Origin of the sequence: Bradyrhizobium sp. UBA2491 (assembly GCF_002341725.1) — a bacterium.
Classification (GTDB): domain Bacteria; phylum Pseudomonadota; class Alphaproteobacteria; order Rhizobiales; family Xanthobacteraceae; genus Bradyrhizobium.
Window position 1 is genome coordinate 1 of the sequence record NZ_DDOP01000007.1, and the last position, 20,963, is coordinate 20,963.

General features: G+C 64.6%; 17 protein-coding genes and 1 pseudogene. 8 read left to right on the forward strand and 10 right to left on the reverse strand.

What is annotated here, in order from left to right:
- Nucleotides 1-136: 136 nt before the first annotated feature.
- Both B2W55_RS02475 and B2W55_RS02480 read right to left on the reverse strand, forming a co-directional pair.
- A complete protein-coding gene (locus tag B2W55_RS02475; protein WP_024579598.1) occupies nt 137-1,513 on the reverse strand; it encodes a sensor histidine kinase in 1,377 nt (458 codons plus the stop codon).
- 294 nt (nt 1,514-1,807) lie between these two features.
- Nucleotides 1,808-2,473: a response regulator transcription factor gene (locus tag B2W55_RS02480; RefSeq protein ID WP_024579596.1), complete on the reverse strand. Its 666-nt coding sequence runs from the start codon at nt 2,471-2,473 to the stop codon at nt 1,808-1,810.
- Nucleotides 2,474-2,853: 380 nt separating this feature from the next.
- Here B2W55_RS02480 and B2W55_RS02485 point away from each other — a divergent pair, with 380 nt between their 5' ends.
- Entirely contained in the window at nt 2,854-3,246 is a 393-nt protein-coding gene (locus B2W55_RS02485; protein ID WP_192827263.1) for a VanZ family protein, read from the forward strand.
- Between the two features lie 79 nt (nt 3,247-3,325).
- Here the strand turns inward: B2W55_RS02485 and galE are convergent, their stop codons facing one another.
- The 4 genes from galE to B2W55_RS02505 form a co-directional block, all read right to left on the reverse strand.
- Nucleotides 3,326-4,321 (reverse strand): UDP-glucose 4-epimerase GalE, encoded by a 996-nt coding sequence (gene galE, locus B2W55_RS02490; protein ID WP_024579594.1) that lies wholly within the window; start codon nt 4,319-4,321, stop codon nt 3,326-3,328.
- A 149-nt stretch (nt 4,322-4,470) separates the two neighbouring features.
- Entirely contained in the window at nt 4,471-4,716 is a 246-nt protein-coding gene (locus B2W55_RS02495) for a hypothetical protein (protein WP_024579593.1), read from the reverse strand.
- A gap of 51 nt (nt 4,717-4,767) precedes the next feature.
- Nucleotides 4,768-5,430 (reverse strand): ParA family protein, encoded by a 663-nt coding sequence (locus B2W55_RS02500; protein WP_024579592.1) that lies wholly within the window; start codon nt 5,428-5,430, stop codon nt 4,768-4,770.
- A 44-nt stretch (nt 5,431-5,474) separates the two neighbouring features.
- Nucleotides 5,475-6,680: a glycosyltransferase family 4 protein gene (locus B2W55_RS02505; RefSeq protein WP_024579591.1), complete on the reverse strand. Its 1,206-nt coding sequence runs from the start codon at nt 6,678-6,680 to the stop codon at nt 5,475-5,477.
- Nucleotides 6,681-6,877: 197 nt separating this feature from the next.
- On the opposite strand from B2W55_RS02505, the gene B2W55_RS02510 reads away from it, so the two are divergent.
- Both B2W55_RS02510 and B2W55_RS02515 read left to right on the forward strand, forming a co-directional pair.
- The gene (locus B2W55_RS02510; protein WP_024579590.1) at nt 6,878-7,789 is read left to right on the forward strand and encodes a hypothetical protein; all 912 of its coding nucleotides are present in this window, start codon (nt 6,878-6,880) and stop codon (nt 7,787-7,789) included.
- Nucleotides 7,790-7,813: 24 nt separating this feature from the next.
- Nucleotides 7,814-10,366: a glycosyltransferase gene (locus tag B2W55_RS02515; protein WP_024579589.1), complete on the forward strand. Its 2,553-nt coding sequence runs from the start codon at nt 7,814-7,816 to the stop codon at nt 10,364-10,366.
- Here B2W55_RS02515 and B2W55_RS02520 read toward each other — a convergent pair.
- Nucleotides 10,307-12,637 (reverse strand): glycosyltransferase family 2 protein, encoded by a 2,331-nt coding sequence (locus tag B2W55_RS02520; protein ID WP_024579588.1) that lies wholly within the window; start codon nt 12,635-12,637, stop codon nt 10,307-10,309. The genes B2W55_RS02515 and B2W55_RS02520 overlap by 60 nt on opposite strands.
- 227 nt (nt 12,638-12,864) lie before the next feature.
- Here B2W55_RS02520 and B2W55_RS02525 point away from each other — a divergent pair, with 227 nt between their 5' ends.
- Complete coding sequence (locus B2W55_RS02525) at nt 12,865-14,172, forward strand: UDP-glucose dehydrogenase family protein (protein ID WP_024579587.1); 1,308 nt, start codon at nt 12,865-12,867, stop codon at nt 14,170-14,172.
- A gap of 124 nt (nt 14,173-14,296) precedes the next feature.
- Here B2W55_RS02525 and rfbD read toward each other — a convergent pair whose 3' ends face one another.
- Together rfbD and rfbC are read right to left on the reverse strand one after the other, a co-directional pair.
- Nucleotides 14,297-15,208 (reverse strand): dTDP-4-dehydrorhamnose reductase, encoded by a 912-nt coding sequence (gene rfbD / locus B2W55_RS02530; protein ID WP_024579586.1) that lies wholly within the window; start codon nt 15,206-15,208, stop codon nt 14,297-14,299.
- Complete coding sequence (gene rfbC, locus B2W55_RS02535) at nt 15,208-15,762, reverse strand: dTDP-4-dehydrorhamnose 3,5-epimerase (RefSeq protein ID WP_024579585.1); 555 nt, start codon at nt 15,760-15,762, stop codon at nt 15,208-15,210. Before rfbC ends, rfbD begins: the two co-directional genes overlap by 1 nt.
- Before the next feature lie 108 nt (nt 15,763-15,870).
- On the opposite strand from rfbC, the gene rfbA reads away from it, so the two are divergent.
- Genes rfbA through B2W55_RS02550 form a run of 3 tightly spaced genes read left to right on the forward strand, consistent with a single transcriptional unit; the run spans nt 15,871 to nt 18,574 of the window.
- A complete protein-coding gene (gene rfbA / locus B2W55_RS02540; RefSeq protein WP_024579584.1) occupies nt 15,871-16,782 on the forward strand; it encodes a glucose-1-phosphate thymidylyltransferase RfbA in 912 nt (303 codons plus the stop codon).
- Nucleotides 16,772-17,839 (forward strand): dTDP-glucose 4,6-dehydratase, encoded by a 1,068-nt coding sequence (gene rfbB / locus B2W55_RS02545; protein WP_024579583.1) that lies wholly within the window; start codon nt 16,772-16,774, stop codon nt 17,837-17,839. Before rfbA ends, rfbB begins: the two co-directional genes overlap by 11 nt.
- 27 nt (nt 17,840-17,866) lie before the next feature.
- Entirely contained in the window at nt 17,867-18,574 is a 708-nt protein-coding gene (locus B2W55_RS02550; protein ID WP_244442138.1) for a hypothetical protein, read from the forward strand.
- 107 nt (nt 18,575-18,681) lie between these two features.
- On the opposite strand, the gene B2W55_RS02555 is transcribed toward B2W55_RS02550, so the two are convergent.
- A complete protein-coding gene (locus tag B2W55_RS02555) occupies nt 18,682-19,779 on the reverse strand; it encodes a glycosyltransferase family 92 protein (RefSeq protein ID WP_244468628.1) in 1,098 nt (365 codons plus the stop codon).
- A 571-nt stretch (nt 19,780-20,350) separates the two neighbouring features.
- Here B2W55_RS02555 and B2W55_RS02560 point away from each other — a divergent pair.
- Nucleotides 20,351-20,963 (forward strand): annotated as a pseudogene (locus B2W55_RS02560) (hypothetical protein); the annotation flags it as partial.

The window sequence follows — 20,963 nt, forward strand, 5'->3', positions numbered from 1 at the left end:
CAAATCGGGTGAGGGGTTACGGTCTATCGAGAGAGCAAGAGCCCTCACCCGGATTGCTCCGCAATCCGACCTCTCCCCGCCGGGGAGAGGTGAACCGAGGGCGCGTCAGACCGATTTAATCAAAACTCATCCCGCTTTAGACCGCCGGCAGCGCGAGCTCGGCGCGCAAGCCGCCGATCGGCGCGTCGTCCAGAGTGAGATTGCCGCCATAAAGACCGGCCAGATCGGTCACGATCGACAGGCCAAGCCCCGAGCCGGGCTTCGATTCGTCGAGCCGCTGGCCGCGCCGCGACACCTGGGCGCGCTCGGCCTCGGACAGGCCGCGTCCGTCGTCGTCGACCACGATGCGCAGCTTCGGCCCGGCGCCGGGCGCCTCCGGCGGGACCACGACGACCTCGATGAAGACCTGCGAGGCGGCCCATTTGCAGGCGTTGTCGACGAGGTTGCCGACCATCTCCTCCAGGTCCTGCCGTTCGCCGCGGAACCGCGCCGCCGGGTCGGCCTTGGCCTCGATGGAAAGGTCGCGATCCCGGTGGATCTTCTCCATGGTCCGGCGCAGCGCCTCGATCACGGGCGCGACGTCGGTGATGGTCGAGACGATGGTGGCGCGCGCGGCGATCCGGGCGCGTTCGAGATGGTGCGCGACCTGGTCCCGCATCAGGTCGGCCTGCTCCAGCACCTTGCTGGCGAAGGGGTCGGTGGCGTGGGCGGCCGCCTCGTTCACGATCACCGACAGCGGCGTCTTGATCGCATGGGCGAGATTGCCGACATGGGTGCGGGAGCGCTCGACGATCTCCCTGTTGGCGTCGATCAGCGCATTGGTCTCGCGCGCCAGCGGCGCGATCTCGACCGGAAACCGGCCCTCCAGCCGCTCGGCGCGGCCGGAGCGGATATCGGCGATCGCATCCGAAATCCGCTTGAGCGGCGCAAGGCCATAGCGCACCTGGAAGATCGTGGTCAGCAGCAGCACGATGCCGAGGGCTGCGAAGGTGCCGCCGAGATAATAGTCGAAGCTGCGCGTCTCATCGAAGATCTCGGTGGCGTCGCCGGCAACGCTGACCAGGAACTTGCCGTCGGCGCCGAGATCGACCGGCCGCTCCACCATGCGCAGGCTTTGCCCTTCCGGGCCGTCGACATAGCCGAGGCGGACGCCGGCGGCGGAGAGCTCCGCACCATGCTCCTCGAGCTTCGGCAGCTTCTTGTCCCACAGCGAGCGCGAGGCACGGGTCTCGCCCTTTTCGGTATCGGTGCGGGTGATCTGCCAGTACCAGCCCGACAGCGGCAGGTCGAACAGCGGCTCGCCGAGCGACTGGAACTGGCGGTCGGCGGGCTCGTCCGGCGTCGCCACTTCGGCGATCAGGGTGCGCAGATAGAGATTGAGCCTTCGGTCGAAGGCGCGTTCGGTCGCGTCGCGATAGACCGACGACAGGATGACGCCGGTGATCGCCAGGATCACCACCACCCAGGCGGTCGCCGAGACGAACAGGCGGGTGGCAAGCGAGCTGCCGCCCATCAGGCCACGAGCTCGAACATGGTGTCAGCGGGCCGTGGCATCAGCGAATCCAGTCCTCTCCTGCTGGCGCGGATCATGCCGATGCCCGCATGGCGATCAAGCGCCTTAAGAGCATCATCCGATAGGACAGGATACGCCCTTATCCTCTTGTTCGGTCGTATTTTCTTCAGGCGAACCAACAAGCCATGTCGCTCGGCGATGCGCGATCATGATGGGTTTCCAACTATCGCACCGCCAGCTCATCTTCCTGTTGAGCATGAGCCTTTTGCAAGACCGGCTTGGACGTTTTCCGCTCTAGGTGGTCGGCGGCGACAGCATGTAGCCGAGGCCCCGCACGGTCTGGATGATGTCGACCTCCAGCTTCTTGCGGATGCGGCCGACGAACACCTCGATCGTGTTGGAGTCGCGATCGAAGTCCTGGTCGTAGAGATGCTCGACCAACTCGGTGCGCGACACCACCCGTCCGGTATGGTGCATCAGGTAGTCGAGCAGGTTGTACTCGTGCGAGGTCAGCTTGATCGGATTGCCGTTGACCGTGACCCGCTTGGTGCGGGTGTTCAACGCCACCGGCCCGCACACCAGCTCGACCTGGGCATGCCCGGTCGCGCGGCGCAGCAGCGCACGAATCCGCGCCAGCACCTCCTCCAGATGGAAGGGTTTTGCGACATAGTCGTCGGCGCCGGCATCGAAGCCCTGAACCTTGTCGCTCCAGCGGTCGCGCGCGGTGAGGATCAGCACCGGCATCACCCGCTTGTTTCGCCGCCAGGCCTCAAGCACCGAGATACCGTCCATCTTGGGCAGGCCGATATCCAGCACGACCGCGTCATAGGGCTCGCTGTCGCCCAGGAAGTGCCCCTCCTCGCCGTCGAATGCGCGATCGACCACATAGCCGGCATCCGTCAGTGCCGTGGTGAGCTGGCGGTTCAGATCCGGGTCATCCTCAACGACGAGCAGACGCACGTTGGCCTCCGAGAGTGAGCATTGCGATATCGGACATCAAATGAGGCTTCCCGCCGTGAACGGCTTATGAATGGAGCCGCAGCGCCAATCTAATTTTTTCGTCAGGTGCACCATCCCCGGAGTCGGTGCAAGCGCCGCCGGGTCCCCGGATGAGATGCGCATGAAGCGGGATTGGGTTTCAGTTTGAGGTAATAATATACCTCAAACTGAAAAACAATGTGACCGACAGGCCGCCGATGAAACGGGTATCGACAATGCGTCATGCCCGCTCGCCGCGGCAGTCTGGTTAACCTTCGCTGACCATTTCCATGTCGCCGACGACAGTGATGCGCTAATCGGATCGCGGGGCGTTGGCACAGTTGGACCGGGAAGACTACGCGTTGTCGCTTGTTTCAATGATACGGCTTTGCGGAGCCATCACCGGCTGGCTTACGCTCGCCTTCATCGCCTTCGTCACGCTGTCCCCAATCCAGGACCGCCCCTCGATTGCCAATCCGCAGACCGAGCATTTCGCGGCCTTCGCGGTGATGGCGCTGGGCTTTGCGCTGGGTTACCCGCGGCGCACGGCATTGATCGCGATCTTCATCGTGTGCAGCGCCTTCACGCTGGAAGCGATGCAACTGCTCACGCCGGACCGCCACGGCCGGCTGCTCGATGCCGTCGTCAAGATGGTCGGAGGTCTCGCCGGCATCGGCGCGGGTCGCCTCATTCTGCTCGTGCTGCAAAGCCAGTTCGCCCGGCTGCGATCGCCTGCCAAGCATTCCCCGAGTTGAGCGTCGGCGTCTGCCTTGCGGCAGAAGCCGCCGCGCCAGCTCTTGACGCGAACCGGTACCCACTTAGCTCGAAACCGCGCTATCGTCGGCGCGGATGCGCTTTCCGGTGCCACGCCCAGGCCGAGCGGATGATGTGGCCGAGATCCGAGCGGCTCGCCTTGAAGCCGAGACCGCGCTCCGAGTTGGAGGGATCGGCCACCAGGATCGGCGGATCGCCGGCCCTGCGTTCGCGCACCACGCTCGGCACCGCCTCGCCCGTCTCGCTGCGGATCGCGTCGAGCACCTCGCGCACCGAATAGCCGGTGCCGGTGCCGAGGTTGAACACCCCACCGGTATCGCCCTTCAACAACAGCTCGAGCGCGGCGATATGCGCGGCCGCGAGGTCGTCGACATGGATGTAGTCGCGCACCGCGGTGCCGTCGGGCGTGTCGTAATCTTCCCCGAAGATCGCGAAGTCCGGAACATGCCCCTGCAACGCCATCAGCGCGCGCGGGATCAGGTGAGTTTCCGGATCGCGGAGTTCGCCGATGGTGCCGGAGGCATCGGCGCCGCAGGCGTTGAAATAGCGCAGGCAGACCGAGTTGAACCGATAGGCGGCGCGATAGTCGGCCAGGATCTGCTCGATCATGAATTTCGAGCGGCCATAGGGATTGACGGTCGGACCCGCCGCGCTCTCCGGAATCGGATCGCGTCCGGCATTGCCATAGACGGCGCCGGTCGAGGAAAACACCAGGCGGTCGCAGCCCGCCTCCCGCATGCCGCGCAGCAGGCCGAGCGTACCGGAGACGTTGTTGGCATAGTATTTCTGCGGATCCGCCACGGACTCGCCGACCGCGCTGAAGGCTGCGAAATGCATCACGGCGAGCGCACCATGCTCGCGGATGGTCGCGGTGATCTTTGCGTGATCGGCGACGTCGCCGATCGTCAACGGTCCCCATCGCGCGAAATCGCGGTGACCGGTGGACAGGTTGTCATACACCACCGGGAGATAGCCGGCTTCGGCAACGGCCTTGGCGCAATGGGATCCGATATATCCCGCACCGCCCGTGATTAGGATCGAACCCTTGCTCGCCATTGGAAATATCGTCCCTGTGCGGACCAATCCTGCGTCTCAACAGGCGCAGCGACCGCATGGGTACGACATTCCCGCTGGCGCGGCAAAACGACGATCGGAATAGCGTTAAGAGGTTGGGGCCTGCCCGACCCGTTCCGCGCGACCGAGGATCAGCGCGACCCAGGCGAGAGGTTGCTTGGCCGCCCGGCCGGCGGCGCATGCCGCGGCGGCCTCCCATACGGATAGATCGTCGCCGCCGGCGGCACCGGCCGGGTTGCCGGCGGCCGCGATGTCGGAACGCCACCGCCCGGCCCATCGATCGAATAGCGGGTTGCGCCCTGCGTGGTGCCTTGTGCGAGCACGGGGGCGCCGGTGGCGAGCAGCGTTGCGATCGTGACCAAGCCGGCCAGCTTCATGTCGATGCCTCGACGACGCGCGCCGCATTGTGAAGCAGCCGGCGCCAGATGTTAAATCGTCGCAAATTGCCTCGGCGCGATCCTGGCCCAGCTCATGACGAGATCGGCAAGCGTCTTGATCTCGATATCCGCGGGCGTGCCACTGGCGAAATCGGCGACCGATTGCCCCAACGCGAAGGCGCGGACATAGGCCGAGCGGCTCCCGATCATCGGCCCGATCTGCTCGCCAAACGTATCGAGCTCCTCGATGAATTGCTGGCCTTCGAGGGTGCGCTGGTCGACCCGGTTCGGCACGATCATGGCACGCAGCGCGGTCTGCCGCGTTGCCCGCACCTCGCGGACGATATCGAGCGTTCGCGCGGTGGCCTCGATGTCGAGGCCGGACGGCGTGCAGGGCATCAGCACGATATTGGCGACCGCGAGCACCGCGCCGAGCACGCGATCGTTGGGCGCGGAGTCCACCACGATGATCTGATGCGGAATCTGGCGCATCAGCCTGGCCCATTCGGCGACCGGCCGGGTTTCCGGATCGAGCTGGTAGACCGGAAACGACAGATTGCCTGGCTCGGCCCAGTGACAGGCCGACGCCTGCGAGTCGGCGTCGACCAGGCCGACCGCGCGGGTGCGCCGGTCGAGTTCTCCGGCGAGCAGGACCGCAAGGGTCGTCTTTCCGACCCCGCCCTTGCGTTGGGCAACTGAGATGACAAGCGGCATCGCAAACTCCTGGCGTCCCCGCACGGATGCGCGGGAGGACGCCTTCATCCAACGAGGGTCAGCATCCGGGGCAGGCAGACACGCTTTGCGTCGTAATTGTCTCTCACGAAGCTTCGCGCCTTCGCCCGCATTCGCTTGAAGGCCTTGGGCCGCGACAGCACCGAGACCACCTGATCCGACAACGCATCAATGTCGAAGAACGGCGCCAGCAGCCCGTTGCCGTCCGAGATGATGTCGCGCAGCGGGGCGGTATCGGACACCACGACAGCGCAGCCCGCGCTCATCGCCTCCAGCAGCGACCATGACAGCACGAAGGGGTAGGTCAGATAGACGTGCACCGAGGAAACCTGGAGCAGTTCGAGATACTGCTCCCGCGGAATCCGGCCGAGGAAATGCACGCGGCGAAGGTCGATGTCCGACCTGATCTCGTCCAGGAACATCGACTTCCAGCTCGAGCCCTTCGGTGGATTGGCGCCGTAAGAGGTCCCGCTGCCGCCGACGATCACGACCTGCGCATTCGGCCGCGCCGCCAGTATCCCCGGCAGCGACCGCATGAAGACGTGGAAGCCGCGCACCGGCTCCAGATTGCGCGAGACGTAGGTGATCACCTCGTCGTCCGCCGACAATGTCGCGCCATTGGGAAGCCGAAACCGCGCGACGGGATTCGGCTTGACCTCGTCGGTGTCCACGCCCTCGTGGATGACCTCGATCTTGCTGCGGAATTCGGCCGGAAAGGTCGACCGCTGCCATGGCGTCGGCGACACGCCGACATCGCATTCGGTGAGCGCCAGCAACGTGGTCGCGTTCTTCAGATGAAGCGCGACGTTGCCATCGAGGCCGGTCATGGGAAACTCTGGATCGAAACCGACGTCCCTGCCTTCGGCGCCGTAGAAGAATTCGCAATACAGGATGATCCGTGCCCGCGGAAACATCGTGCGCAACGGCAGCGTCTCGCCCCATCCGGGATGGGCGAAGATCAGGTCCGGGACGAAGCCCTGCCCCGACAGCGAAGACAGCGCATACAGCACTTCCTCCGCACGCCGCGCCTCGACATCGAAGCGGCGCGCGAAGGGATGCACCTCGGCGGAATCCGACTTGGTCGTCGAGTATTTCAGCAGCCGGATCTCCGGTGCGGCGGTCGCAGTCGACGAGCCGACCGCAACGACGCGGTTACCGGGCCGCCCCGCGAGCGCGCGCGCGATGTGTCGGTACTGGGCCGGAAAGTTGTTGTGGACGAAGAGGACGTTCATGGGCGGGCGAGCGCGCTCCCCGGCCGCGCGATTCTGGATTGGAGTCGGGGTCGATATCATGACCGGAAGTGTGTCTTCGATATGCACGGCGAAACAATCTTATCGGATTAACATTAAGACCCCTTCTATCACACAGATTTTTGGGGCACACTGTGCAGCAGACATATCGACCCATTCCGTTAGGCGCGCAGGCGGCGATGAACGAACAGATGCAGCAGAAAACCATTGACCTGGCCCGCGGGCTCTTCCTGGTCCGGTACAATGGCGCAGATGATAAATTGTCACCTCCGGTGGTGCGGGTATATGCGGATCGCGCCAGTCTTAACAATTGTAACATAATTACCGGCCCTGACGTGGCCAATGGAACCCTGTTCGCGCCCGAGAGCGCGCTGGTCGTCTCGGTCGCCCGGCCGAGCCGCGTGATCGTCGAGGTCACGGCGGGGCGCGTCGGGGGCTCGACCGCCGCCAATATCAAGATCGAACCGCTGACCCAGGGACATCCGGCCGGACAGCAGCCGGCCAGCCAGTCCGCCGACCCGTTCGGGCCCGATCCGGGCACGGCCGAGCTGAACGACCTCAAGCTGCTTGCGCATGTGGCGGGGCTTGGCGACGTGACGGTCGGCAGCAATGCCTGGATCGCCGGACCGTCGGCTCCGGCCCGGATCGAGGGAATCCGCCTCGATTGGCCCAACAAGCCGCAGGACCTTACCCTGCAATATGCCGTCAGGTTTGCCCGGCCGCAGCGGGGCGACAACCAGCTCGTTCCGCTCGGCACCTTCGCCGGAACCCGGGGCCGCGCATTGGCCATCACGGGATTCTCGCTGGAAGCCAGCGGCCCCGGCGCCGATCGCTACGCCATCTCCGCGGAGACCATCTTCCTCGGGGCTCCGGCGCTGCGCGTCACCGGCAACAGGATCGTGGTCTCCGGCCCCTCAGGACGGGAGCCGCTGGTGGGCCTCAAGCTCAATCTCGAAGAGCACCGAGCCCAGTCGGCGCCGCTCGCGCCGATGCAGCCCCGGCAGACCGAGCCCGCCAACGCGTTCCCGCGCCTGGAGGGGCGCGTGCGCGTGTTCCGGAGCCGTCAGAGCGCCGTCAAGGCGGCGGGCTGAGATGCGGGCAGCCAAGGGCGACATTTGACCGCCGACGCCCGCAGGACCCGCTTTTCGTCCAGAGCGCTCCACCACATCGATCTCGAGCGCGCTGCCGTCGAGGCGCTCGAGGCGCGCGACTTCCGCCGGGCGTTCGCGCTTGCCGACCGCCGTTGCCGCATCCTGCCCCATCCGGACGCCCGCGCCCATCTGCTGCGCGCGGAAGCGCTGTTTCGCCTGGATCTCACCGACGCCGCGGTCACCAGCGTGGCCCGCGCGCTCGAGCTCGAGCCGGACGACCTGGCCGCGGCGCGGCGAATGCTGGCATGGGGCGACGGCCCGCAGCAGATCGAAGCGGCGCGAAGCGTCGCGCGGCGCGATGACGATCCGGATTCGGTCAGGATCGCCCTGGTGCTGCTGGAGCAGAATGGCCAGCACAGTTGCGCCCGCGTCGACTTCCTCGACGAGGAGGTGAAGGGCTGGGTGACATGGCGAGGGCCGGATGATCCACATCTCTCGCTGGTGCAGGCGGATCAGTCCAGCACCGTCCAGCTTCTGTCCGATCCCAGCCACCGGTTCGCGCGCGATGATCGGCGGGCCGCCGGCTTCCGCCTGATGCGACCGGCATCCGCGACCTCGCAACGCCTCGAGATCACGCAAGGCGACAAGGTCATCGCAAGCGTCCAACTGCCGGCCAACCGCGCCCCGGAGCATCGCGGCGCGCCCCAGCGACCGGCCCGCGCGCGAAACGGCGACGCAGCCGCACTCACGGTCATCATCCCGGTTTACCGCGACCTCGCCGCGACGCGCGCCTGCATCGACAGCGCATTGGCCGCCGTCGCCTGCACGCCGGGCGCGACCATCCTGATCGTGGACGACGCATCGCCGGAGCCCGACATCAAGCGCCTGCTCGGCGGGCTGGCCACGGAGCCGCGCATGCGAATTCTGACCAACCAGCACAATCTCGGCTTCGTCGGCGCGGTCAACCGGGCGCTCGGCGAGACCAACGGTGGTGACGTCGTGCTGCTGAACTCCGACACCATCGTGCCGAAGCACGCGCTGCAACGCTTGCGAAGCGCCGTGCGATCGACGCCGGGCGTCGGCACCGCGACGCCGCTCTCGAACAATGGCGAATACACCAGTTTTCCGGTCCCGAACCGCTCCAATCCGCTGCCCTCGCCCGGCGAATTAGAATTGCTGGATCAGCTTGCAGGCAGGGCAAATTCCGGGATCGCCATCGACATCCCCAACGGCATCGGGTTTTGCCTGTACGTCACCCGCGAATGCCTCGATGCCGTGCGCGAACTGTCCGACGATTTCTATCGCGGCTATCTCGAGGACGTCGATTTCTGCCTGCGCGCCGCGGAAGCCGGCTTCCGCAACGTGTGCATCCCCTCGGTCCTCGTCGGCCACGAGGGCTCGCGCTCGTTCCTCGGCGAGAAACGCTCGCTGGTGATGCGCAATCTTCGCGTGCTCGAGCACCGTTACCGGCGCTACGCCACCGAGTGCGCCGCGTTCCTGATTGCCGATCCGCTGCGTGACTGCCGCGCAGCGCTCGAGCTCGCGCTGCACGCCCATGACAAGCACGCCGGCGGCCGACACGTCATCCTCTGCGGCTCACCCGCCGGCCGCGCGATCGCGATCGGGCGAAGCCGCCAGCTCGCCAACGAGGGCACGCGCGGCCTGATCGCGCATTTCCGTCCCGAGGGACGACAACAACTGGCCTCGATCTTCGATCCGGATGGCGGTGCTCCACAGTCGCTTGCATTCGACGTCGCGACGGACCACGGCCGCGAGGCCTTGTTGACGTTTCTCGCAGATCTCGACATCCGCTCGCTCGAGATCGCGGAGCCGAGCCGCGTCCCCGGCGCGTGCCTTGCGCAACTGACGCAGCGCTTCGCCTACGATCTCCTGATCATCGACACTGCGCTTGCCACGCCGCGGCCGATCGGATCGGGCGTTGGTCCGGACTGGCCGAGCCTGATCGCGGGCGCGCGACGCGTGAACGCAATCGACCGGCGTAGCGCCGATTTCGCCGAAGCGGCGCTCGGTCTGCGAACGGCCAGGCCACACACCCCTTCCACCGCACCAACGCGGCATCGCGCGGTGGACGGCCCGCCGCGTCCCGGCGTGCTCGCCCTGCACGGCAACGCAACGGAATTCCGTTGCATCAGGGCATTGAGCGACCAAATGGCCGACACCGATGAAGACGTCGAGATCGTCGTGCTGGGCCACACGCTCGACGATCTCAAGCTGATGCAGCGCGCCAATGTCATGATCACCGGTGAACCCGCCGCTGACGACGTCGCGACGCTGATCGACGGTCACGGCATTACGCACCTCGTTCTCGATCTCGGCGAACCGATGTTCGGACATCCGCTGGCGGACGCGCTGCTGGCAACCGGACTCCCGGTCGCGGCGACGGCGTGGACCTCCGCATCCGGCGACGGCCGAACAGCGGACCTCGAGCTGCGGCCCGATTCCGGCGTCGCTGAAACGGTTGCCACAGTGCGCGACTGGCTGATCGAGGATCCCCTGCTACATCCCGATTGGAGGAACGGTCGGGATCGGCGGCAGGTTGGCGCGCGGCTTCCATGATCGCGGCGGCCATGCCAGCGCGGAGAACGGCGTCGAATCCAGCCCCAGCAGCGGACTGTAATAGGGATCGTCGAGCAGCACCTCGCCCCATTTCGCACGCAGCATCGACAGCTCGTGCTTGAAGCGCGACTTGCGGTCCGGCGCGGCATCGCGACCGCGGCTGGCCGACTCCATGTGAACCAGCTTCGCATCCGGCGTGAACACGATCCGCTTGCCGAGCTGACGCAGCTTCAGGCACAGATCGATATCGTTGAAGTTGATCGGAAAGCGGATCTCGTCCATGCCGCCGACGGCGAGGAAGTCGCGCCTTCGCATCAGCAGGCACGCCGCCGTCACCGCCGAACATTCGTGCGCGACATGCAGCAGGTCGCCGTAGCCGGGATCCCCGTCCATCCGGTCGTTGAAGGCGTGCTCGGCCGAGAACCTGGTTCCGAGCACCACCCCGCCATGCTGCACGACGCTGTTCGGCCACAGCAGCTTCGCGCCGACCGCTCCGACATCGGGCGCGGCGAGCCGCCACAGCAGCTCCGCCAGCCAGCCGTCGTCGAGCGCCTCGATGTCGTTGTTGAGAAAGCAGATGTTCTCCGTGTCGGCGAAATCGACCGCGGCGTTGTTGATGCGTGCGAAGTTGAACGGCCCCTCGACCGAGATGACGTCGATATCCTCCGCCGGAAGGCGTTGCAGATAGGCCAGTGTTTCGGGCTCCGTCGAGCCGTTGTCGACGACGAGGATCCGGGCGTTGGTCTCATGCGCGGCCGGCGTCACCGTCTCGATGCATCGCCTGAGAAGTTCGGCGCGATTCCGGGTCGGGATGATGATGGTGGTCCGCTCATCCCAATCGACGGCGCGCTTGACCTGAACCGCCGGAAGGAGCCCGCCCTTTCGCGGCTCGACATTGGCCTCGACGCCGGCCCTCGCCAGATATGCTTCGCTCGCAGCGGCGAGTTCGGCAGCCGCGGCCGATGCATCGATCTGCGGCAAGGCCGCCACCGATCCCGGCAGATGGTAGGTTCGCGCAGGCTCCACGCAGGACAGGAAGATGTCGTAGAGCGACGTCGCCGATTGCATCGCCTCCAGCGCACGGTGCCGGCGCACGGCAAAGCAATACGCGCCATAGCCCTGCTCCAGCGCGCGCTCGAGATCGAATGCCGGAAACGCCAGCGGCCAGACCGCGCCGGCGGAAACCTCGAGGTCGCCATAGACCAGATCGCAGTCCGGTTCGGCGGCGAATGCGGCGGCGAAGCGTTGCAAGGCATCTTCCGCGAGAATCGTCCCGCTCAGGCAGAAGACAAAGAACGAGCTGTTGGCCGCATCGCCATCGACGAACTCACGCACGGCCTTTGGATCGAACTTGCTGAAGTCCCGCGCCGGCAGGCACACCGCCGACCAGGCCGCGTGTTGCTGCGCTTCGAGGCTCTCGATGCTTTCGTCCACCCTGACCTCGCCGATCAGGACGACCGCCGCCTCGGATGGAACGTCGGACTGCACCGTCGGCGAGAAGCGCTCCTTCCAGCCGCGATAGGCGTGCAGCGGCACCGAGGCCGGCACCAGCCGATCGAACAGCTGTCCGCGCAAGCGCTCGCTATCCCAGCGTCCGAGCTCGGCGATGGCCTGCTCCAATCCACGATCGAACGCGACGAATGCGATCGGCTCGGACACCAGGCTGCGGCCCGAGATGGTCCGCGCGGTCAGCCCGCGCACGCGACCATCGGCAAGATGCTCCGGCAGATTGAAATCGATCCGGCGCCCGACGCCGACCTCGCCTCCCCGCGCGACGTTGGTCCAGCCGGTCGGCTTCACCGTCATCAGCGGCCGCTGCGCGATCAGGATCTCGACGTCCTCGTCGACGTCCTGCGCAACCCAGCCCTCGAACCGCAAACCTCCAGCCCATTCGATCTCGCAGATCCGGAGCCATCGCCCTTCCGGCGCGACGTCACAGCGAATCGGTACGCCGACGGGACTGCCGAGATTCGCCAATCGCGCTTCCACGATCCCGGCGCTCGCGCTGACCTGATCTGGCAAGCTGAACGTAAAGCCAAAGCGGCCGTCGCCGATCCCGGCGGCGGCGAGCTCTGTTACGAACTCGTCACAAATTGATGACATGTATGGCTCGCCGTCGATCAGCAGTTCGACGGTATAGCGCCGGCCGAGATCGGCGCGGTCATACACAAATCCGGAAAACGTCGTGCGATCACATCTGGTGAATTGCGTTTGCAACGACGCGTATTCAGCTCCTGAGGGCCTCTGCTTGCCAATCGTCTTCGTGCTCATGTCCACCCCTCAAACGGCGGGCCGATTGTCGGTCGATTTCAAGTTGAGAATGTGTCCATGGCGCGCCCTAGGTGACTAGCGAGCATTCAACTGCACCGAGCCATTCACCGTTTGCACAAAAAGCCGCCGAGCTCCCACACAATCCATGCGTTATAAGACTTGGCGTTATCGGCGCCAATTGTGCTAGTGCTAACCCCTCCTCTCCACACTGATCGACGAGCGGATTCATGAAGATTGCAATGGTTGGAACGGGATATGTAGGTCTCGTCTCCGGAGCGTGTTTTGCCGACTTCGGCCACCAGGTCGTTTGCGTCGACAAGGACGCCGGCAAGATCGAAGCCCTGAAGCGCGGCAAGATCCCGATCTACGAAACCGACCTCGATAAGCTCGTCGAGACCAACACTGCCGCCGGTCGGCTGACCTTCACGACGGAGCTGACGGGAGCCGTGGGCGATGCCGATGCCGTGTTCATCGCGGTCGGAACGCCGTCACGGCGCGGCGACGGCCATGCCGACCTGAGCTATGTCTACGCCGCCGCCCGCGAGATCGGCGCGGCGCTCAGGAAGTTCACCGTGGTGGTGACGAAGTCGACCGTGCCGGTGGGCACCGGCGACGAGGTCGAACGGCTGATCCGCGAGACCAATCCCAATGCCGATTTCGCCGTTGCTTCGAACCCCGAATTCCTGCGCGAGGGTGCGGCGATCCAGGATTTCCGCCATCCCGACCGGATCGTCGTCGGCACCGAGGACGACCGGGCCAAGCGGGTGATGGGCGAAGTCTATCGCCCGCTCTACCTGAACCAGGCGCCGATCCTCTATACCGCGCGGCGCACGGCGGAATTGATCAAATACGCCGCAAATGCATTCCTTGCCACCAAGATCACCTTCATCAACGAGATCGCCGATCTCTCCGAGAAGGTCGGAGCGAATGTGCAGGAGGTCGCGCGCGGCATCGGGCTCGACAACCGGATCGGCACCAAGTTCCTGCATGCCGGCGCGGGCTATGGCGGTTCCTGCTTCCCGAAGGACACCCGCGCATTGTTCAAGACCGCGCTCGACCACGACGTCCAGCTGAAGATCGTCGAAGCCACGCTGACCGCCAACGACAACCGCAAGCGCGCGATGGCGCGCAAGGTCGCCAACGTGCTCGGCGGCGAGCTGCGCGGCAAGACCATCGGTGTGCTCGGGCTGACCTTCAAGCCCGACACCGACGACATGCGCGAGGCGCCCTCGATCCCGCTGATCAACGGCCTGATCGACTTCGGTGCCAAGGTTCGCGCCTACGATCCGGTCGGCATGGAGCAGGCCCGCAAGGAATTGCCGGAAATCGAGTACTGCAACGACGCCTATGAGTGCGCGCGACAGGCGGATGCGCTCGTCATCGTGACCGAGTGGCGCCAGTTCCGCGCGCTCGATCTCAAGCGCATCAAGCAGGAGATGAAGCATCCGGTCGTCGTCGACCTGCGCAACATCTACCGTCCTGACGAGATGGCCACGCACGGCTTCACCTACGACAGCATCGGCCGGCCGCGCTGAGCGGCCACGCCGTCGCGCCCCGGTTCAATCCTGGAGCCCCGTTTCGAATGAATCGGAACGGGGCTCGACTTTTTGACGCGTCTGCTTCAGCCGACTCCGCTTCAGCCGACGCGCGATGACGATCTCAGGCGTGGGCGGGCGTACCGAGTTGCACGAACGCATCCAGCTCGCGCGCCAGCTCGTCCTGCCAGGTCGGCATCGTCACGCCGAACTGCGCCTTCAGCCGCGACAGATCGAGCCGCGAATTACCTGGACGCACGGCCTTGGTCGGGAAATCGGCGGTCGCGATCGGAACGATGGTCTCGACCGCCAGCGTGGCGCCGCGCGACCTCAGGCCGTCGACGATGGCGCTGGCAAAGCCGTGCCAGCTGGTTTCGCCGGCACAAACCAGATTGACGACACCGCCCCTGCGCTTGAGCTGATCGTACAGCGTGGTGAGGTTCGGCAACACGATGCCGGCGACCGCACCGGCGATCGCGCGCGCCGTGGTCGGCGCACCGGTCTGATCGGCCACGATCCGCAACTCCTTCCGCTCGCCGGCGAGCCGCGCGATGGTGCGCAGGAAATTGCTGCCCGTGGCGGCATAGACCCACGAGGTGCGCGCGATCAGATGCGCGCCGCCCGCCGCCTGGATCGCGATATCGCCGGCGAGCTTGCTGGCGCCATAGGCCGACAGCGGCCCGGTCGGGCTATCCTCGCGCCAGGCCCGGTCGCCTGAACCGTTGAAAACGTAGTCGGTGGAGAAATGCACCAGCGGCACGCCGTTCGTAGCGGCCCATTTGGCGATCGCTTCCGGCCCCCTGGCGTTGACCAGGAACGCCAGCTCGCGCTCGTCCTCGGCACGGTCGACGGCCGTATACGCCGCCGGGTTGATGATCAGATCGGGCTTCAGACCGTCGAGTTGCGCCATCAACCGCTCCGGCTTCGCGAGATCGAACTCCGCGGTGGGCGGTGCGATGATCGTGGCGTGACCTTCGAGCAGCGGCTTGAGCGCACTGCCGACCTGGCCACGCGTTCCCGTCAACAAGATCCGCATCAGATTTGTCCATAGGTCGGAAGATTGCTGGCGTCGGCCAACAGCGGCGCATCCGCATCCTTGGCCGACAACTGTGGCTTGTCGACACCCCACGCGATCCCGATCGCGGGGTCGTTCCAGCGGATCGAGAGCTCGTCCTTGGGGCTGTAGAAATCATCGCATTTGTAGAAGAAGTCGGCGGTCTCGGAGAGCACCACGAAGCCGTGGGCGAAGCCGCGCGGCACCCACAACTGCCGGCGATTGTCCTCGCTCAGCTCCACCGCGACATGCCGGCCGAAATTCGGGCTGCCGACGCGCACATCGACGGCGACGTCCAGCACCTTGCCGCGCAGCACGGTGACGAGCTTGCCCTGGGTGAACGGGTTTTGCAGATGCAGTCCGCGCAGCACGCCATAGGCCGAGCGGGACATGTTGTCCTGCACGAACGGGCGCGCGATGCCGTGCTCGACGTAACGGGGGAACTGGTAGGTCTCCAGGAAGAAGCCGCGTTGGTCGCCGAACAGCTTCGGCTCGACGATCAGGACTTCGGGTAGCGCGGTCTTGATGACATTCATTTAACACTGGTTCCGATCTGAGCAGCCAGAAATGTTAATTTCTTCTCATAACAAACTTGTGCAGCGCACGCCATATGTTATGTTTTGACAGTCAAAATGTGAGGGACCATGAAAGGCATTATCCTTGCCGGTGGCACCGGCTCGCGCCTCTATCCAGTGACCACCGTCGTCTCCAAACAGTTGCTGCCTGTCTTCGACAAGCCGATGATCTACTATCCGCTGTCGACGCTGATGCTGGGCGGAATTCGAGACATTTTGATCATTTCCACGCCGCAGGACAAGCTGCTATTCCAGCGCCTGCTCGGCGATGGCAGCGAGATCGGCGTCCGCTTCGCCTATGCCACGCAGGAGACCCCGCGGGGTCTTGCCGACGCCTTCATCGTCGGGCGCGAGTTCATCGGCGATGATTCCGTCGCTCTTGTGTTAGGAGATAACATTTTCTACGGCCACGGCCTGCCGAGCATGCTGTCGGCGGCGTCGGTCCGCAAGAAGGGCGCCACCGTATTCGGCTACGTCGTCAACGCGCCGGAGCAGTACGGCGTGATCGAGCTCGACGGGACCGGCCGGGCGCTGTCGATCGAGGAGAAGCCGAAGCGGCCGAAATCCAACGTCGCCGTCACCGGACTGTATTTCTACGACAACGACGTGGTCGACATCGCGGCCGGCATCAAGCCGTCGCCGCGTGGCGAGATCGAGATCACCGACGTGAACAAGGTCTATCTCGAGCGTGGCGACCTGTTTGTCGAGGTGCTCGGCCGCGGCTTCGCCTGGCTCGACACCGGCACGCATTCCTCGCTGGTCGAGGCCAGCCATTTCGTCCAGATCCTGGAGCAGCGCCAAGGCCTGCGCATCGCCTGCCCGGAGGAGATCGCATTGCGCCAGGGCTACATCTCGCTCGAAGCCTTCGCCAGGGTGGCGCAGAAGACCGCCAAGAGCAGCTACGGCGAGTATCTGCTGTCGGTCTACCGCTCGTTCCACGGCCAGCCCCGCAACGCAGAGGTGCTCAAACATGCGGTTTAAGGGATCGACGATCTTCGTCACCGGCGGCGCCGGCTTCATCGGCTCCGCCGTGGTCCGCCATCTTCTGCGTGACACCCATGCCCGCGTCGTCAACATCGACAAGCTGACCTATGCGGCAAACCTCGCCTCGCTGCCCCGCGCCACCGAAAGCCTGAACTACTCGTTCGAGAAGGCCTGCATCTGCGAGGGACAGACCCTGCGCCGGCTGTTCGAGAAATATCAGCCCGATGCGGTGATGAACCTTGCGGCGGAAAGCCATGTCGACCGGTCGATCGACGGTCCCGGCGAATTCATCCAGACCAATATCGTCGGCACCTTCACGATCCTGCAGGAGGCGCTGCGCCACTGGCGCACGCTGTCGCCGGAGAAGCGCGACCAGTTCCGCTTCCTGCACATCTCGACCGACGAGGTGTTCGGCACGCTCGGCGATGAGGGGCTGTTCAGCGAGACCACGGCCTATGCGCCGAACTCTCCCTATTCCGCCAGCAAGGCATCGTCGGACCATCTGGTGCGCGCCTGGCACGAGACCTACGGGCTGCCGACGCTGGTGACCAACTGCTCCAACAATTACGGCCCCTATCACTTCCCGGAAAAGTTGATCCCGCACATGATCATCAAGGGGCTCGCCGGCGCGCCGCTGCCGGTCTATGGCGACGGCCAGAACGTCCGCGACTGGTTGTTCGTCGAGGATCATGCCAAGGCGCTGACCTTGGTGCTGGAGCGCGGCGAGGTCGGCGAGACCTACAATGTCGGCGGCCGCAACGAGCGCACCAATCTCCACGTCGTGGAAAGCATCTGCGACCTGCTCGACGGGATCGCCCCCAGTTCGTCCGGCCCGCGTCGCGAGCTGATCAACTTCGTTGCCGACCGTCCCGGCCACGACCGCCGCTACGCCATCGACGCCACCAAGCTCGAAACCGAGCTCGGTTGGCGCGCCGAGGAAAATTTCGAGACCGGCATCGCCAAGACCGTCCGCTGGTATGTCGACGAGCAACCCTGGTGGCGCGCGATCCTGGAGCGAGGCTACAAGGTGGAGCGTGTCGGATTGAACCAGTAGCCGGCCGATCTCCTCAACATCACCGGCGTGGACAGCCAACAGGGAACCGAGCAGCACGATGACGATCGAACCGGATCTCATCTCGGCTTGACGAGCCGCGACCGCCTTCCCGCGGTGGATTGGCAGCCAGCCGCCAGACAGCAAATCGAGAAACCACGGGGTCCCGCCATGAAGATCGCAATGGACGGTCAGGAACTGACACTGTTCAAGAGTTTCGTGGATCTCTCGAAGCGCTATCTGGAATTCGGCTCGGGAGGAAGCACCTGGCTGGCCTGCCAGACCAGGAAAGAGTGGGTGATTTCGATCGATTCCTCCTCGGAGTGGCTCGCCAATGTGGGCGATGCCACGCGCGAGGCAAACACCAAGCCGCAGCTGCTGCATGTGGATATCGGCAAGCTGCGCGAGTGGGGCTATCCGATCGAGAAGGAGAAAGAGAGCTCCTGGCCCAACTATCACGAGGGTGTCTGGCAGCGTCCGGAGAGCAGGACCGCCGACCTGTACTTCGTCGACGGCCGGTTTCGCGTGGCCTGCTTCGTGCAGTGCCTGTTGCACGGCTCACCCGGCGCTTTCATCGCAATTCACGACTTCGAGAACCGTCCCCACTACCATTCGGTGCGCACCGTCGCCCGGGAAATCGCGCGCGCCAACAATATGTCGGTGTTTCAAAGACCGGTGGAGATCGACCTCGACGCCGCGCAACGGCTGCTTGCGAAGTACCGGCTGGAGCCGCTGTAACCGCCGGCCGGTCGCAGGCCGTTGCGACAACAAGCGCTTTTCAACTGAACTGGATCGGGCGTGCACCGGCACGCCCTCCATCGGCGAGGCCATCGCTGCCGCCCGGTTCAGCCCTGGACCAGCTTCTTCAGCTCCGGAACAAACCTTTGAATGGTAGCGTCTTCGATATCGTTGCGATCCCGCAACGTGAAGAACTCCATCGCGCGGATCTTCTCAGGATCGCCATCGGCGAGCGGCCGGCCGCGCTCGCGCTTCTTCAGCAATTGCTGCCGTGACTTCGTATAGTAGTGATTGATCACGAGCTTGTCGCGCTTCGGAGCGGTACAGCGCCCGCCGATCGGGAAGACTGGCGTGCCGTCCTCCTGGACGTAGCAGCCCAGGACGAGCGACTGATGCGGATGCAGGTAGGACACGATGGTGTCAGGCCGCACGATCGACTTCATGATGAAATGATCCGGAAAGTCATCGGGGGCCCGACGCGTGAAGGATTCGATGCACAGGCCGACCGGCCTGGCGTCGTGACCGTTCGAGCCGAAGTTCAACCAATGCACCGCCACGGCCGGCGCCGGCCCGACCTCCGCCAGAACGTCCTTGATATTGCCGGCCTTGGTCGGAAACAGATATTCGTCGGCGTCGATGAAGGCGCACCATTCCGCGCAATTGCGATAGCTGTCGATCGCATGCGAGAAGGCGCGCATCTGACCGAATTCCCCGTCCACGAAATGGTAGGTGATCATCTCGGGCCACGGGAACGACTCGATCACGGCACGCGTGCTGTCGGTGCTGCCGTTGTCGTAGAGATAGAAATGGTCGATGCCGACCAGCCTGTGGAAGTGCAGCCACTCCAGCAGATCCTCGCCCTCGTTCTTGATGGCGCAGACGGCGGCCAGCCCGTGCTTTTTCCGATCGACGCCGGCGTAGAGCTTCTTCGCCTCCATCACGCGCAGCAGACCAGCGAATTCTCGCCGCAGATTTTCACTCTTCGGGGCGGCAGCGAGCGCCGAAAGATAGACGTCCTGCGCTTCATGGGCCGCCCCCATGTTGAGATCCGCGATCGCCAGCCGATGCAAGACCCGCGAGTCCGACGGCAGTTGCTTGACGAGGTCGAGAAGGATTCCACGCGCTCCGGCGAAATCACATGCCTGCACGAGCATCGCCGCCTTCGCGAACTGGAATTCCTTGTAATCGCCGAATTGCTGCTCCAACTGGTTGACCGATTGGATCAGATCGTCGGGTTTCGGATTTGCGATCCGCCCCGAAAAGAAATCTCTAAGCCTCGTCTCGATCTCACTTGCTGGAAGCGCATCGAGATTCACGCCTGAGCTGAAACTAGACAATGCTGGAATTTCCATGTCCAACCTGAGCCGCTCCCCGGAGATCGACGAATTAACATTGGCTCGCGCCACGACTTCCCTATAGCGCACTTATCCTGCAGGAATAAGGCTATAACACACAGCGCTCACACTTAACTGTTGTAAGGTTATTTCGAGGGAAATCAATACAATAGAGTAGCGGGCTCGATGTCATCTGCACGAAACCGCGCCACAGGCCGGGAACGATCGGAGATCGCCAATGCACAATGGGAACGAAGCAACCCGCAAGCCGTTCGCGCTGACGCGACGGGTGTTTTTGACGTCGCTATCCGCAAGCCTCGTGCCCCGCTCGTTCGGCTTTCCGGGTTCCGCTCGCGCTGCCGCAGCGGCGCCCCCGAGACCTCTCGTCGGAGCCATTCGCTGGGACGCCTGGTATTCGCCCGGCTCGCAGCCGACCGAAGCCATGAAGCAATCGCTCGGTCCGCAAAAATATCGCTGGCGCGCTCCGTTCTTCGGCGCCCAAATCAACCGCGATCCGAACGCGCTTGATTTTTCGAGCTCGATCGAGACCGAGATGGACAAGGAGATCGACCAGGCCATCTTTGCCGGACTGGATTACTGGGCATTCGCCGGCTACGGGGCAAACCACCCGATGTCGAAAGCCCTGTACGCGTTCCGAACCCGGCCCAAGGCAGCCGAACTGAAATACTGCATGTTCACCGAGCTCGGCCGCTGGGGATCGGCGGCCAAGCTGTCCGCGCTTCCTCACGAGCATATCGGCCTGATGGCGGACAAGAACTATCTGAGGGTGGAGGGCGATCGGCCGCTCTATTTCCTGGGCTTCATCAAGGCTGCGGATGTGCAGCGAAGCTGGGGCGGCGTGCAGGGCCTGCGCACGCAACTGAGCAAGTTCAGATCGGACGCCAACGCCGCCGGTCACGGCGAGCCCTATATCGTGCTCGCGGGAGACACGAAATTCCTGAGCCAGGAGGCCGCCAATCTGGGCGCCGACGCGGTCGGGTCATATGCGATCACAACCGGCAATGGCCGGGGAAGCTGTCATTCGGCCTGCAATA